The organism is Luteolibacter ambystomatis (assembly GCF_018137965.1).
GTDB lineage: Bacteria > Verrucomicrobiota > Verrucomicrobiia > Verrucomicrobiales > Akkermansiaceae > Luteolibacter > Luteolibacter ambystomatis.
Genome location: NZ_CP073100.1, coordinates 3056163 through 3070461, shown reverse-complemented (window position 1 = coordinate 3070461; position 14299 = coordinate 3056163). Strand labels below are relative to the sequence as shown.

Below are 14299 nucleotides of genomic sequence, written 5' to 3'. Positions count from 1 at the left end.
GGCACCTCACCCCGCCATCCGTTTCTTCTCCGCCTTGAGTTGCCCGCAGCCTGCGGCCACGTCGATGCCACGGCGCTGGCGGAAAGTGCAGGGGAAGCCGGCATCCCGCAGGATGCGCTGGAAGACGATGCCCGCCTTGTTGGCGCTGGCCGCCCCCTCGTAGCCCTGCGTGGGGTTGAGCGGGATGAGGTTCACGTGGGCGTCGATGCCCTTGAGCAGTTCCGCGAGCTGGCGGGCTTGTTCCGGGGAATCGTTCTTTCCGGCGATGAGCGTCCAGCCGAAGAAAATGCGGCGGCCGGTCATCGCTCCGTAGCGGCGGCACGCATCCACCAGATCGGCGAGGTTCCACTTTCTACTGACGGGAATGAGCGCCGAGCGTTGCTCCTCGGTCGCACCATGAAGGCTCACCGCGAGATTGTAGGGGCGGTCTTCCTCGGCGAGGCGCAGGATGTTCGGGATCACACCCACGGTGCTCACGGAGATCTTGCTGGGACCCAGGCTGATGCCGCGGACATTCGAGATGATGTCCAGAGCCTGCATCACCGAGTCGTAGTTGTGTAGCGGCTCACCCATGCCCATCATGACCATGTTGCGGAGCTTCCGGTCCGGCATGTCCGTGGCGAGCACGCGGCGGACATGAAGGACCTGCGCGACGATCTCGCCGGGGCGCAGGTGGCGGACGAAGCCCATCTGCCCGGTGGCGCAGAAAACGCAACCCATCGCGCAGCCCGCCTGGGTGCTCACGCAGACCGTGTGGCGGCCGTCGTAGCCCATCAGCACGGTTTCGATCGTCTGACCGTCGCGCAGCTTGAGAAGGTATTTCCGCGTCAGACCATCGCTGCTGCGGATCTCCTCGGTGACTTCCGGCGCATCGAGGAAGAACGCTTTGCCCTCGCCGACATGCTCCTCGATCCAGCGCTTCAGCGGTGGTGAAAAGTCACGGGACGCCAGATCCAGTTCGCCCTCGCGCTGGAGGGCTTTCCACAGGGCCTTCGCGTGGTGGGGGAGCACGCCTGCCTCTTCCAGGACCCGCTCGATCCCGGAGAGCCCGAGGTCGTGGAGGGATCGTGGGGCGGCTGCGCTCATGCCGGTCCATCTCACCCGTATCGCGTGGGTTCAAGCGTGGATTTTCTGTGATTCGATGCCCGTTCGGTCAAAAAGGGAAAAATTTTTGTCCGAAAAGGGGAATCCCAGTCACTTCCTTCATCCGAAACGGACGCTAGGGTGCGGGGAATTCCATTTGTAGAGCGTTGTGTTGCGTAGCTGGCGGAGTTGTTTTTCCGCCCGTAAGTCTGGTTGGTGGGACGGGCAGCCCTCGCTGCATCCGCCGGGAGACACAAAAGGCCTCCCAATTTCAGGCTGGTTCCTGCGATGACCGGCCCTCCGGTTCCCCCCCAAGGCTCCGCACCCAATGATCCATGAATGGGATTCAACCTATTGCGTGAACCCATGAAACAAAACTCATCCCTCCGGGCCTCCCTCCTCCATACTGCGGCCGCCTTGGCCCTGTTGCCGACCCTGTCCCATGCGGCCGAAACGGTCGTCAACGCCACCACCGCCAACATCGTCGTCAACGCAGGCGACAGCGTTTGGTTCGACTCGAACAATACCAATGCGGCGATCTCGCTGGGCACCATCAATGGCGCCACTCCGGCCACTGGTCCGCTTCCAGGCTGGGCGCACACCCGCTGGAGTTTCCTGAAATACACCGGTACCCAGGTGGTCGAGATCCCGAACGGGGAAAAGGTGCTCGGCGCGGCCAATCTCGGCACGGCAACGGCCACCTCCACCTACTACGACAACGGAGCGGCTACGACCCTGGCTTCCAACCAGTCGATCGGGAATGTGGAGACCACCCGAGACTTTCTCATCAGCAATGGTGCCACCCTCAACGTGGCCAATGGCGGCCTGCTGTTCCACAACGCCAGCCACTGGATGAAGGTCGGCACCGGCAGCGGCTTCGTGACTTCGTCCTCCGGCACTCTCACCATTGTCGCCAACGGCGGCAGTACCGACTACCAGGTGAACAACGTGGTCATCAAGGACTACGACGGTTCCACGCCGCTGAAGGTGATCAAGACCGGTCCCGACCACCTGCGGTTTTCGGTCGGCCACACCTACACCGGCGGCACCTGGGTCAACAACGGCCGCCTTGCGCTCAGCAGCGTGGGCTCCCTGGGCACCGGCATGGCACGGGTGACCGGCACCAACTCCCAGCTCGATTTCGCCGTGGCTGGAGCCTTCCCGAATGCGCTGCAGATCGAAGGCCTTGGCTGGGCGGAAGGCACGGAACAACGCGGCGCGATCCGCTTCGAAGGGGGCGCCAACCTGACCGGCGCGGTCACCCTGACCGGTGCGGCACGCATCACCGCAAACGGCGGCCAGACCGGCACGATCAGCGGCGCGCTTTCCGGCACGGCGAATCTGGAAGTCGGCATCCCGACTACCACCGCCGACCTTACCGGCACGGTCAACATCACCGGCAATGCCTCCGCCTACACCGGTACGATCAATGTGACCCGCGGCCGCCTGAACCTGAATACCACGCTGGGTGGCAGCGCGAATGTCAGCGATGGTTTCACGCTCGGTGCGGCCGGCACCATCAATGGCAATCTGACGGTCGGAGGCACCACTGGTGCGAATCTCTCGATCAACACCGCCTCTCCGCTCACGGTGGCGGGCACCGTGACCTTCAATGGCGCGAGCAAGATCGTGCTGCCGCAGTTGCCACCGAACGGCACCTATCCGCTCGTCAGCTACGGCGGTCTGTTCGGGCCGGCCAATGTCTCCATCGATGGTTCGATCTATCGCAAGACCGTGGCTCTGGACACTTCCTCCCCCGGCGTGATCAACCTCACCGTCTCGGGGAGCGGCCTGCCGCTGGTCTGGACCGGCGCCACGACCGGGAACTGGGATGTGAACGTCGGTGCGAACTGGAGCGCGGGTGCGGGCAACATCACCTTCCTGCAGGGCGATGACGTGTTGTTCGATGACACCTCGGCGGTGAACACCATCGCCCTGACCGGCTTGCTCCAGCCGAGTTCCGTCACCTTCAACAACACCACGGCCACCTATACCCTGAACGGCTTCAACAACACGACCGTCAACGGGATCATCGGCACCACCGGTATCACCAAGAACGGCACCGGCCTGGTGAACTTCGGCGGTCAGAGCAGCACTTTCACCGGTCCGGTGCAGGTGAACGCGGGCACCCTCAAGGTCCTGAACGCGGAGGCCTTCGGCTTCACCTCCGGCATCACCATTGCCGCGGGGGGCGCGATCGACTTCAACGGCCAGCAGCCGGGCGGCGTCGGTCATCCCTCGAACTACACCATCGCCGGCAATGGTGTGGATGGCCTGGGCGCGCTGGCGAACAGCGGTGGCGCGATCAATGAAGGCGCGGGCGTTCGTGCGCTCACATTGTCCGCGGATGCATCGCTGAACGCGAACATCGGCCGCTTCGACATCGGCCACAATACCGCCAACCCCGGCAATGTCGGCACGATCACCGGAAACAATCACACGCTCACGCTCAATGCGGGTCAAGGCATCGGTGTCCGTGGAGACTCATCCGGAACTCCGATCCACTACGTGATCGCGAGCGGTCGTGCGTGGGCGGAGCTCACGGATAATGCCCTCGGCGGACTCACCGGCGACGTGGTGGTGAAAAATGGCGCCCGTCTCGGCACCTACAACCCCCGGACCATTGCGACTCCGGTGAGCATCGAATCCGGTGGAACTTTGTATGTGGAAGGAGCGGGCGGTGTCGGCACATGGACTGGAGCGATCACCCTGGCTGGAGCGGTCACCTTTGAGGCGGCCGGCCAGGCATTGGTCGTGAATGGTCCGGTCACCGGCACCGCCTCGCTTACCAAGACTGGGGGCAATACCGCGACCGTGGCCCAGCCGGGCTATGTCGGGGACACCACCGTCAGCGAGGGCACCCTGTCGCTGGGAGCCGCCACGCTGGCCGATACTTCCACTGTGAATATTGCCGCGGGAGGGAAGCTGACCTTGACCCACGGCCAGACTGACACCGTTGCCGGATTGGTGATCGGAGGTGTGACAATGGCCTCGGGTACCTACGGCGCTACCGGTTCCGGTGCGACGAACATCGATGACGCGCATTTCGCGGGCACCGGCCGGTTGTCCGTGGCGAGCGCGGGCAGCTATGCCGCCTGGGCTCTGAGCCATGGAGTCGGTGCGGCCAATGCGGATGACGACCACGATGGCATCACCAATGGCATCGAGTTCGTGATCGGCGGGGATCCCGCCGCTCCGGGAGACCAGGCCCTGCTGCCCTTCACGGCGGTCAATCCGGCGGACATCACGTTCAGCTTCTTCCGCACCGTCGATTCCGCGAACTACAACCCCGCCGTGCAATACAGCACCAATCTGACGAGCTGGACGACGGCGGTGGATGGGGTCGACGGCGTCACCGTCGTAACGGATAACAACTCGAATCCGCCCATCGTCACGGTGACGGTGCCGCGTTCGTTGGCGAGCCCGGCCACCCGCTTTTTCGTGCGCCTGCAACTGACAGTCCCGTAAGGGACTTTGGCCCGCGGTTGGTGAAATGGGCTCCAGCCGCGGGCCTCATCTTTCCGGGATGTTCAGATCTGGCGCGCCTTCTGCCGCCACCCTCCCGGGGTTGTGCCGAGGGTCTCGGCGAAGACCTCGCAAAGTTTCTGAGCCGTTCCGAACCCGCTTTCCATGGCGATCGCGTCGAGCTTGAGATCGGTATCCCGGAGCAGGCTGCAGGCACTGGCGAGCCGGGCGCGCTGGATTTCGGACCGCGGGCTGCGGCCGACGAGGCGCTTGAATTCCGTGCGGAAGGAACGTTCGGTCATTCCCGCCATCTGGGCGAGGTCCTTCATCTTCATCGATTCCGGGAAGTGCTGCCGGATATGGAGGATGGAACGGGTGATGCCCTCCGATTCCGTCACGAAGGTGGCCGTGGACGCCCTGGCCACCACTCCGCGGGTGGGCACCTGCAGTTGATCCGTTTCGGCGGGATGACCGACCATGAGCCGCTCCAACAGGGCCGCCGCCGCCCGGCCGACGCCACGCCAGTTCATGTCCACAGAAGAGAGGGGGACCCGGGCCATGCGGCATTCCACCGACCGGTTCTCGCATCCGAGGATGGAGACATCCTCGGGAACCCTCAGCCCCGCCATGTTACAGGCTGCGATCAATTCCAGGCTGCGCCGGTCGTCATCACTCATGACCGCCAGCGGCTTCTTCAGCGCGAGCAACTGGTCCGCCAGCCAGCGCAGGCGCTCCGCCCGGGGGACATCGATGGCATCCCTGCCATGAACCGCCGCGAAATTGGCATGGGTGACCGTGAGGTTGAACTTGGCGAGTTCATTCTGGTAGGCGGCGAATATCGCCGGGGACTCGGTAAAATCCGTGAGGGAATAGAAGGCGAAACTGGTATGGCCCAGCTCCATCAGGTGGCGGGCACCGGTACGGGCCGCCTCCATGTAGTCCGTGTTCACCGACGGTCCCTCCAATCCCGGATAGGGTGCTCCGATATTGACCACGGGCGTGCCCTTCCACTTCTCAAGCCACTCGCGGACCCGATCCTCGATGGCGACGGCGAGGATGCCGTCCGCCTCCGTTTCCCCGGGGAATTTTCCGTGGAAGCGCATGTTCGCGATCAGTTCCCAGCCTGCTGGTCCCGCGTGATCCACGATACCGTCCAGAACCTCTTCCTGATAAAAGTCGGTGACGAACAAGACACGCTTTGGGCGGGGCGGGGTGGGCAGTGCGGTCACGTGGGGTGGCAGGAAAATCATCGGCGGCGGGACGGCGGGGTACGGCGTTTTCCGGATCGCGGGATTACGGTTAAAGACGTGGAACCCCGGGATTGCAAGACGCAAGGTCCACCTGCTCCCCGGGGTTCTCGGCGCTTGATCGGTCCCGGGCTTGCGCCATCGTGGCGGGGAGACATGGCGCGCGAATATACCCTCCACCGGCGACAGACCGCCCCTCGGTCAGGAATCGACTATGCCGCCGAGCTGAATGCCGAGCAGCACGCCGCCGTGTCCTCGCCGCCCGGGCGCGCGCTGGTGATCGCCGGCGCCGGATCGGGTAAAACGCGGACACTCACCTACCGGGTAGCCTGGTTGCTGGATCACGATGTGGAATCCCGGAACATCCTCCTGCTGACCTTCACCAACAAGGCGGCGCGCGAGATGATCACCCGCGTCCAGGAGCTGGTGACCGCGGACACCTCCGACCTGTGGGCGGGGACTTTCCACTCGATCGGCAACCGCATCCTGCGCCGCCATGCGGACGATCTCGGATTCACCCGCTCCTTTTCCATTCTCGACCGGGATGATCAAAAATCGCTGTTGTCCGCGGTGGTCGCCGCCTGCGACATCGATACCAAGCAGCGCCGCTTTCCGAAGGCGGACGTGCTGGCGACGATTTTCAGCCTGATCGAAAATACCGGGGAATCTCTGGAGGACGTGCTGGCCACCCGCTACCCCTATTTCGATGACTGGATCGAGCAGATCGACCAGGTCCGCGACGGCTACGCCAAGAAGAAGCGGGACACGAACTCGATGGATTTCGATGACCTGCTGGTCCTCACCGTGAAGCTCTTCGAGGAGCGGCCGGACGTGCTGGACCTTTACCGCGGGAAGTTCCGCCACATTCTGGTGGACGAGTATCAGGATACCAACTCGGTGCAGAGCCGCATGATCGACCTGCTTGCCGGGGACTCGAACAGCCTGATGGCGGTGGGGGATGACGCGCAGTCGATCTACTCGTGGCGCGGAGCGGATCTGGACCACATCCTGTCATTCCAGCGGCGCTACTTCAATTCACGGATCTTCAAGATCGAAACGAACTACCGCAGCGTGCCGGAGATCCTCGATCTTTCGAACGCGGCGATCCGCGTGAACCAAGGTCGCATTGAAAAGGATCTGCGTTCGTCACGGGATGCGCTTGGCGTGAAGCCCGCGCTGGTGCCGCTGGATGATCCGGCTTCGCAGGCGGCGTTCGTGGCGCAGCGCATTCTGGAACTACGGGACGAAGGCATTCCATTGGAGGAAATGGCGGTGCTCTACCGCGCCCACTTCCAGAGTCTGGAAGTGCAGATGGAACTCACCCGTGCGGGGATTCCATTCACCATCACCAGCGGCTTGCGCTTCTTCGAGCAGGCGCACATCAAGGATGTCTCGGCGTTCCTGCGCTTTGTGACCAACCGCAAGGACGAGGTCAGCTTCAAGCGCATGCTCCAGCTCATGCCGGGCGTCGGCCCCTCGGCGGCGGAGAAGCTCTGGCAGAACTGGCTGGCCACCGGCCTCGCGGACAAGGACGAGCCGCCCGCATCGTGGTCGGAGGTGATGCTCGGGTTCAAACCTCCGAAGAAGGCGGCGAAGGACTGGGAGCAGCTCTGCTACACCTTGGACGAACTTTCTCCGGGCGGCGTGTTCGTGCCGCCCTCGAACATGCTCTTCAGCGTGCTGGAGGGTGTCTATGACGAGTACCTCAAGGCCAGCTTCGACAACTACGAGAATCGCCGTAGCGACATCGAGCAGCTCATTTCCTACGGTCAGACTTTTGATGATGTGCTGGAGTTCCTCGCCCAGCTTTCGCTCATGGGATCGGTGGATGGCGAGCCGTCCGGCGACAAACGCGCGAAGGACGACGAGTGCGTGGTCCTGTCCTCCATCCATCAGGCGAAGGGCCTCGAATGGAAGGTCGTGTTCCTGATCTGGCTCGCCGACGGGCAGTTCCCGAACAGCCGCATCCTCGATGCCGAGGACGATGCCATGCTGGAGGAGGAGCGCCGCCTGTTCTACGTCGCGATCACCCGCGCCAAGGACGAGCTCTACATGAGCTACCCGATGATCAACCCGAAGTCTTACACCGGCGATGTCATCCAGCGCCCGTCACGGTTCCTGGATGATTGTCCGGCGGATCTCGTGGAGGAATGGCATGTGGGCCGTGGCGGATGGGTGGATGACGATCCGTTTTGAAAAGAGCCTTTTGCTGTAGTCGGAGCGCGGACTTCAGTCCGCTTTGAAAAAGCCTCCCGCTTCGCGGCTGGTCATGATGCGGACTGAAGTCCGCGCTCCGACTACAGCGAAGGGCTCATCGGACAGATGTTACTTCGCCAGCGCCACGTAGTCGCTTTCCTGCAGGATGGCTTCCTTCCGTTTCCGCAGCAGCAGCCAGCATTCGCGGGCGGTGCCGAGCACAATGATGGCGACGAAGACCAGGAAGGCCGCGGTGACCGCCACGTCGATGCGCGCGTTGAACAGCGAGGTCTTCGCGGCTTCGAGCGCCTTGCCCTGGATGCCGCTTTCGATGAGTTTCTGCTGCTTGGCGATTTCCGGAAGGAATCCCGCTGAACCCGCATCCCAGATCTTCAGCCACCCCGCGGTGAAGGTGACCATGGTGAGGAACACCAGCGGCACTCCGGTGACCCAGCAGTAGCGTGCCTTGCCCATCTTGATCAGCAGGGTGGTGCCGAAGCAAAAGGCGATCACAGCGAGAAGCTGGTTCGAGATGCCGAAGATCGGCCACAGGCTCTTGGCGATGCCCGCGGGATCGATCGCACCCTGATAGAGGAAGAAACCCCATGCCGCGACCAGCAGACCGGTGGCGGTGACATTGCCGATCCAGGAGCCGGTGTCCTTGAGCGCGGGCACGGCCTGCCCGAGCAGATCCTGGAGGATGAAGCGTCCCACCCGCGTGCCCGCATCCAGCGTGGTCAGGATGAACAGCGCCTCGAACATGATGGCGAAGTGATACCACAGCGAGAGCGCGGTATTGCCCGGGATCACCTTGGCAAACATGTGGGCCATCCCCACCGCGAAGGTGGGGGCGCCGCCAGTCTTGCCGATGATGTGCGGTTCGCCGAGATCCTTCGCGAGCTGTTGCATCTCCGGCAGAGTGACGGCATAGGTGGGGCCGTAGGAATTGATTTTCTCGATCTGGGCGGCCACCGCGACGTTGTCGTTCGGGTTCACCGGCGAGTTGATCGCGAAATACTGGCCCGGCGAGAGCGCGCAGGCGGCGATGATCGCCATCAGCGAGACCAGCATCTCCGTCACCATCGAACCGTAGCCGACGAGGCGGATGTCTTTTTCGCGGGCCAGCAGCTTCGGCGTGGTGCCGGAGGAAATGAGCGCATGGAAGCCGCTGATCGCCCCACAGGCGATGGTGATGCAGACGAAGGGGAACACCGGACCCGGCACGATGAAGCCGCCGCCGTGGACGAAGGGCGTGATCGCGGGCATGTGCAACGGGGGTGCCAGCACCACGATGAAGACTGCGAGCACACCTACCGCGCCGAGCTTGAGGAAGGTGCTGAGGTAGTCGCGTGGCGCGAGCAGCATCCACACCGGCAGCACCGAGGCGGCGAAGCCATAGATCATGATCGCCCAGGCCAGTGTTTTGGAGTCCAGCGTCAGAGCGTGGTTCCAGGATTCCGGCAGATACTTGCCACCGACCACCGCGGCCAGCAGACCGATCACGCCGAAGATCGTGGCGGGAGTCACCCCCACCTTGCCGCTCTTGATCGCGATGCCCATGATGAACGCGAGCGGAATGGTTGCGGCGATGGTGAAGAGACCCCACGGGCTTTCGGCGAGCGCCTTCACCACCACCAGGCCGAGCACGGCGAGGAGGATGGTCATGATCGCCAGCAGGCTGATCATGGCGATGAAGCCAATGAAGGGATTCATTTCCTCCTTCAGCATCTGCCCGAGTGATTTGCCCTTCCGTCGCATCGAGGCGAAGAGGATCACGGCATCATGCACACCGCCGCCGAGGGTGGCTCCGATGAGAATCCACAGCACGCCCGGCAGGTAGCCGAACTGGGCGGCAAGCACCGGACCCACCAGCGGTCCGGGACCGGCGATGGCGGCGAAGTGGTGGCCGAAGACGACCCACTTCGAGGTCGGCACGAAGTCCTTTCCATCCGCACAAGTCACCGCGGCCGGTGCGCGGCGGTCGTCGATGGTGAGCACCTTGGCACACAGCCAGGCGGAGTAGAAACGGTAGGAGACGGCGAAGGTGCAGAGACCCGCGACCACCAGCCACAAAGCGTTGACCGGTTCCCCGCGCTGGAAGGCGGCTACGCCCACGGCGGTCATGCCGAGCAGCGAGATGAAGATCCAGAGGAGGACGGTAAGCAGGCGTTTCATGGCAATCAGGTGTCGTGGGACAGTGCTTCGAACACAGGAATCGGCACGTAGCGGCGGACGATTTCCTCCCAACCCTCCGGGCCGATCAGTCCTTTCACCATGCTGGAGGAAAGTTCCGCGATGTCGCGCGGCGGCATCAGGAAGGTGGTGGTGATCTGCGGGGCCATGTCGCTGTTGATGTGGCGCATCACCCGCTCGTATTCATAGTCGTCCGGGGAACGGATGCCGCGCAGGATGTAGTGGGCATCCATCGTCATCGCGTAGTCCACCAGGAAGCGGTTGTCGAAATGGTCGATGGTCAGCCGCTCGCAGGACGGCACCGACTCGCGCAGCAGCTTGATCCGGTGCTCCACCGTGAAGGTGTAGGATTTCGAGGGATTGTTGCCGATCGCCACGATCAGGCGGTCGAAAAGCTCCAGCCCGCGCTCGATCATCCAGAGATGACCATTTGTCGGTGGATCGAAGGAACCGGCATAGACTGCGGTGCGCATGGGGAGGATTTGAATTTAAAATCCGGAATTTGAAATGCTCAAATCAGAGCGTGGTTCCCTGGTTGAGTGCGTGAATGGATCCTCCGGCGGGAGAATGGAGCGTATAGGATTTGGCGAGGGTCTCGGTGAGATAGACCTTTGCCACGCTCACGGCATCGGCTAGGGGCTGGCCCAGCGCGAGTTGTGCGGCGATGGCGGCGGAGAAGGTGCAACCGGTGCCGTGCGAGCCGGGTACGGCGATGCGGGCGGCGGTGAAACGGTGGACGAGGCCGCCATCCGCCAGCAGGTCGGTACATTCGGGGCCGTCCAGATGGCCGCCTTTCAGCAGGAAGGCGGTGCCGAAGCGGGCGGAAAGGGCCAGAGCCACCCGCTCCAGATCGTCCACGCTGGTGATTTTCTCCCCGGCCAGCGCTTCCGCTTCGTGCAGGTTCGGGGTGACCAGTGTGGCGCGGGGCAGCACTTCATCGCGCAGGGCGGCGATGGCATCGGGCTCCAGCAGCGGATCACCGGTGGAGGCGATCATCACCGGGTCGACCACCAGCGGGATGGCCGGGTAACGGGAAAGCGCATCCAATACCGCCTCGATGTGGGCGGCGGAGAACAGCATGCCGGTCTTGATGGCGGAGATCGGAAAGGCATCCAGCAGCAGCTCCACCTGGTCGCCCACGAGTTCCGGCGGCACCGGATGGACGGCACGGACCACGTTCGCCGTTTCCGAGACCACGCAGGTCACGGCGGTGAGGCCGTGGACGCGGAAGTGTTCGAAGGTTTTCAGGTCGGCCTGGATGCCCGCGCCGGCGGAGCAGTCGGAACCGGCGATGGTCAGCGCGACCGGCGGTGAAGGATGCATGGCGCGACCATCCCGGATGGAGCGGACTTCATGCAAGACGCATTGCGTGGGGGAGGGGGAGGACGTTTTTTGACGATTTATGAAAGATTGCGGTTTCCCACTTGGCAGGAGGCGTTAGAGGCGGGATGGTGTTCTTCCCATGCCGGGAACGATCCGCGAACTGCAAGGCCTGAGCGTCAAGGTGGATGACGTCCTCTACATGCCGAGCCTGGAGGCTCCGCAGGACAAGCCGCACCCGTTCGTGTACTTCATCTCGATCCGCAACCGCTCCACCGAACAGGTCACGATCCGCGGTCGCAAATGGGTGGTCCGGGAAAACGACGGTGAGGTCACCGTGGTGGAGGGGGATGGGGTGATCGGCCAGATGCCGGTACTCGCTCCGGGCGAGGATTTTTCCTACAACAGCTACCATGTCACCAAGTTGGGTGCGCGGGTGGAGGGAGCCTTTTTCGGCGAAACAGCCGGGGGCGAGTGGGTCTTCGCCCGCATTCCGGAGTTCCAGCTCCGGGTGCCCGACTGGGCATGACGGCCCCGGGGATCGTTATGGCTGTTTCAGCGCTTCGAAATGGTGCTCAACCTCCTCGGGAGTGAGGATTTTGCCATAGAGGGCGACTTCATCGATACCGCCGATCCACTGGCGTTGTTCGTCGCGGGGATCGGGCTGCAGGTTGCCGATGATCGGCCGGATGTTGAGGTTGTTGAAGCCGATGCCGGCAGGGCTTTGGTCCGAGAGCCGGCCGTTGACATAGAGTTGGATCCGTCCTGCATCCGCGGTGGCCACCACATGAATCCAGCGGTAGAACAAATGGGATTCGCGGGAGTAGGTGTTCGTGCCTCCCTTGTAACCCGGCGGCGAGCGGAACATGCTGCGGAGCGCATAGTCCGGGTGGACGTGGCCGATGTTTTCGCCATTCCGCTTCATCCGTTCGAGCGCGAACAGTTGCGGCGCGTGGTGCATTTTCGCTCCCGGGGCGGGAAGCGGAAAAGCAGGGTCCGCGGTTTCCAGCGAAACGGCGGTGAGATATTGGTCGCTGCCCGGGAAGAGCAGGCATTCGATGCTGCGTCCGGTCGAGGTGTCCAGTCCCTTGAGGGGAGCCTCGGTGGTGGCGAATCCGGCGCTGCCCGCCGCATCCAGATACAGGTAGCCACGTCCGGCGCTGCCTTCGATCCGCGGATTCTTTTTGAGCAGGAGGGGAGTGCCGCCGGTTTCATCCGCGATCTGCCGCTTTTCGTCCATCGTCTGGAATCTCCAGTAGTGGAGGGGGGACGACTCCCGCACGGCTTTGGCGTATGACTCTCCGGCGAGGGAATATCCGATGGGAGCCGGAGCCGGCAGGCGGAGAAACTGGTCCGCAGCCAGCGCGGTGACCGCCAGTTTGTCGGTGACATGGAGTGACTGGCCGCTGCCCAGCAGGAACTCCTCACGGCTGCGCCGGCGGTCCTCCGTGGTGGAGACTGTCACACTCTCCTGAAAGGAGCGGACATCCGCCGTGCCATCTTCCGCCACGTTTGCGGAAAACTCGCCGTTGTTGTTCACCACCGCGGCATGGGGCAGATGGACGATGAGCTGCCCGTTCATCCGGAAGGCGGCCTGGCCACGGCGCAGGGCGAACTCCGATTTCTCTAGTAGTTCGAATTCCACCGGAGCGCGTACCGCCACTTCGGAGCCTCCATCGAGTGAGAGGGAAAGTTCTCCGGCATCCAGCCGGATGGTGCCAGCCTGCAAGGGAGTGCCTGTTTCCGCAACCATCGGCTGGTTCCAAGCCACGTTTTTCGATGCGGAGATCACCGCCATCGTGGGGTGGACGGAAACGCCGGGGATGGCCGGGCCGGGCGGCCGGGGCTTGGTGATCTGCCACCACGCCAGGCCCGCTGCCAGCATTGCAGTCGCGGCGACCGCCAGCCATGCCGGACGCTGCCAGATCGGGCGAGGCTGGATCACCATTGGCGCGGCCAGACGTTCATGGTCCTCCAGCTCCAGATGGACCGAGGCGAAAAAGCGGTAGTAGGTCCGGGCTCCGGCATCCTTTTGCAGAATTTCCTCCAGCTCCCGGGCTTCGTCGGGATGGAGCAGTCCGTCCGTCAAACGGGACAGGAGAAGGTTGAGACGGGTGGATGGCTGGTAGCGGCCCATATGGTTCAGGAGAAAGGGTTGCCTTCCGCAGCCAGCCGGCGCTGCACGCAGCTCACCAGCGCGAGACGGACTTTTTCCAGGATGCGGTAGAGCTGGTGGACGGATTCGCGGCGCATTTTGGCCAGCGTGGCGATCGATGCGCCACGGGCATAGCGTGCCTCCACCACCTCGCGGGCGCGGCCGTCGAGCTTGCACAGGCAGGCATCCAGAGCCTGTCGGACGGCTTCCGTATCATTCGGCGATGGCGCATCCTCCCAGAGTTGCTCGACCATTTGGTCGGAGAAGACCAGCCGGTCGCGGCTGCGTTTCTTGCGGAAACGGAGGACCTCGAAATAGGCGAGGCGGTTCGCCCATGGCAGGAATTCCCGGTCCAGTTCAAAGGTGTCGAATTTCTCCCACAGACTCATGACCGTGTCCTGCATGATGTCGTCCAGGTCCTCCGAGTGGGGATGGAGGCTGTAGATGAAATTCCGGATCGATTTCTGATTGGGCAGCAGCCTGGACAGGAATTCCCGGTTTCCTTCATCGGTTTCTGCTTTCATGGCCGGAGATGGGGTTGGGGAGGGATTTGCGGGATGTTCCCATCGGGCATAAGCGCGAGTGTGACGGATCTCGCGATTTTTTCCCGATTTTTTCGAAAGTGGGAATGGCGGGCAAT

10 protein-coding genes are annotated in these 14299 nt (G+C 63.2%); 3 read left to right on the top strand and 7 right to left on the bottom strand.

The window, feature by feature from the left end; translation table 11 throughout:
* Nucleotides 1-6: 6 nt before the first annotated feature.
* On the bottom strand, nucleotides 7-1086 hold the full coding sequence (rlmN, locus tag KBB96_RS11660) for a dual-specificity RNA methyltransferase RlmN (RefSeq protein ID WP_211629618.1): 1080 nt from the start codon (nucleotides 1084-1086) through the stop codon (nucleotides 7-9).
* 363 nt (nucleotides 1087-1449) lie between these two features.
* On the opposite strand from rlmN, the gene KBB96_RS11655 reads away from it, so the two are divergent.
* Nucleotides 1450-4551 (top strand): beta strand repeat-containing protein, encoded by a 3102-nt coding sequence (locus KBB96_RS11655; protein WP_211629617.1) that lies wholly within the window; start codon nucleotides 1450-1452, stop codon nucleotides 4549-4551.
* Nucleotides 4552-4613: 62 nt separating this feature from the next.
* On the opposite strand, the gene KBB96_RS11650 is transcribed toward KBB96_RS11655, so the two are convergent.
* Complete coding sequence (locus KBB96_RS11650) at nucleotides 4614-5777, bottom strand: substrate-binding domain-containing protein (RefSeq protein WP_211629616.1); 1164 nt, start codon at nucleotides 5775-5777, stop codon at nucleotides 4614-4616.
* Nucleotides 5778-5951: 174 nt separating this feature from the next.
* Between KBB96_RS11650 and KBB96_RS11645 the strand changes: the two genes are divergently transcribed.
* Entirely contained in the window at nucleotides 5952-7991 is a 2040-nt protein-coding gene (locus tag KBB96_RS11645) for an ATP-dependent helicase (protein WP_211629615.1), read from the top strand.
* Nucleotides 7992-8120: 129 nt separating this feature from the next.
* Here KBB96_RS11645 and KBB96_RS11640 read toward each other — a convergent pair whose 3' ends face one another.
* Genes KBB96_RS11640 through thiD form a run of 3 tightly spaced genes read right to left on the bottom strand, consistent with a single transcriptional unit; the run spans nucleotide 8121 to nucleotide 11507 of the window.
* The gene (locus KBB96_RS11640; protein ID WP_211629614.1) at nucleotides 8121-10166 is read right to left on the bottom strand and encodes a carbon starvation CstA family protein; all 2046 of its coding nucleotides are present in this window, start codon (nucleotides 10164-10166) and stop codon (nucleotides 8121-8123) included.
* Between the two features lie 5 nt (nucleotides 10167-10171).
* Complete coding sequence (coaD, locus tag KBB96_RS11635; RefSeq protein WP_211629613.1) at nucleotides 10172-10657, bottom strand: pantetheine-phosphate adenylyltransferase; 486 nt, start codon at nucleotides 10655-10657, stop codon at nucleotides 10172-10174.
* Nucleotides 10658-10700: 43 nt separating this feature from the next.
* Nucleotides 10701-11507 (bottom strand): bifunctional hydroxymethylpyrimidine kinase/phosphomethylpyrimidine kinase, encoded by an 807-nt coding sequence (gene thiD, locus KBB96_RS11630; protein ID WP_211629612.1) that lies wholly within the window; start codon nucleotides 11505-11507, stop codon nucleotides 10701-10703.
* A 139-nt stretch (nucleotides 11508-11646) separates the two neighbouring features.
* On the opposite strand from thiD, the gene KBB96_RS11625 reads away from it, so the two are divergent.
* Nucleotides 11647-12033 (top strand): Co(2+)/Mg(2+) efflux protein ApaG, encoded by a 387-nt coding sequence (locus KBB96_RS11625; RefSeq protein ID WP_211629611.1) that lies wholly within the window; start codon nucleotides 11647-11649, stop codon nucleotides 12031-12033.
* Between the two features lie 15 nt (nucleotides 12034-12048).
* On the opposite strand, the gene KBB96_RS11620 is transcribed toward KBB96_RS11625, so the two are convergent.
* Both KBB96_RS11620 and KBB96_RS11615 read right to left on the bottom strand, forming a co-directional pair.
* A complete protein-coding gene (locus tag KBB96_RS11620; protein ID WP_211629610.1) occupies nucleotides 12049-13641 on the bottom strand; it encodes a LamG domain-containing protein in 1593 nt (530 codons plus the stop codon).
* 5 nt (nucleotides 13642-13646) lie between these two features.
* The gene (locus KBB96_RS11615) at nucleotides 13647-14183 is read right to left on the bottom strand and encodes a sigma-70 family RNA polymerase sigma factor (RefSeq protein ID WP_211629609.1); all 537 of its coding nucleotides are present in this window, start codon (nucleotides 14181-14183) and stop codon (nucleotides 13647-13649) included.
* Nucleotides 14184-14299 lie beyond the last annotated feature (116 nt).

What these genes read in the sequence shown, in the direction of transcription:
- coaD (WP_211629613.1), bottom strand. Translation starts at nt 10,657, where the DNA reads ATGCGCACCGCAGTCTATGCCGGTTCCTTCGATCCACCGACAAATGGT.
- KBB96_RS11655 (WP_211629617.1), top strand. Translation starts at nt 1,450, where the DNA reads ATGAAACAAAACTCATCCCTCCGGGCCTCCCTCCTCCATACTGCGGCC.
- KBB96_RS11625 (WP_211629611.1), top strand. Translation starts at nt 11,647, where the DNA reads ATGCCGGGAACGATCCGCGAACTGCAAGGCCTGAGCGTCAAGGTGGAT.
- KBB96_RS11615 (WP_211629609.1), bottom strand. Translation starts at nt 14,183, where the DNA reads ATGAAAGCAGAAACCGATGAAGGAAACCGGGAATTCCTGTCCAGGCTG.
- rlmN (WP_211629618.1), bottom strand. Translation starts at nt 1,086, where the DNA reads ATGAGCGCAGCCGCCCCACGATCCCTCCACGACCTCGGGCTCTCCGGG.
- KBB96_RS11640 (WP_211629614.1), bottom strand. Translation starts at nt 10,166, where the DNA reads ATGAAACGCCTGCTTACCGTCCTCCTCTGGATCTTCATCTCGCTGCTC.
- KBB96_RS11620 (WP_211629610.1), bottom strand. Translation starts at nt 13,641, where the DNA reads ATGGGCCGCTACCAGCCATCCACCCGTCTCAACCTTCTCCTGTCCCGT.
- thiD (WP_211629612.1), bottom strand. Translation starts at nt 11,507, where the DNA reads ATGCATCCTTCACCGCCGGTCGCGCTGACCATCGCCGGTTCCGACTGC.
- KBB96_RS11645 (WP_211629615.1), top strand. Translation starts at nt 5,952, where the DNA reads ATGGCGCGCGAATATACCCTCCACCGGCGACAGACCGCCCCTCGGTCA.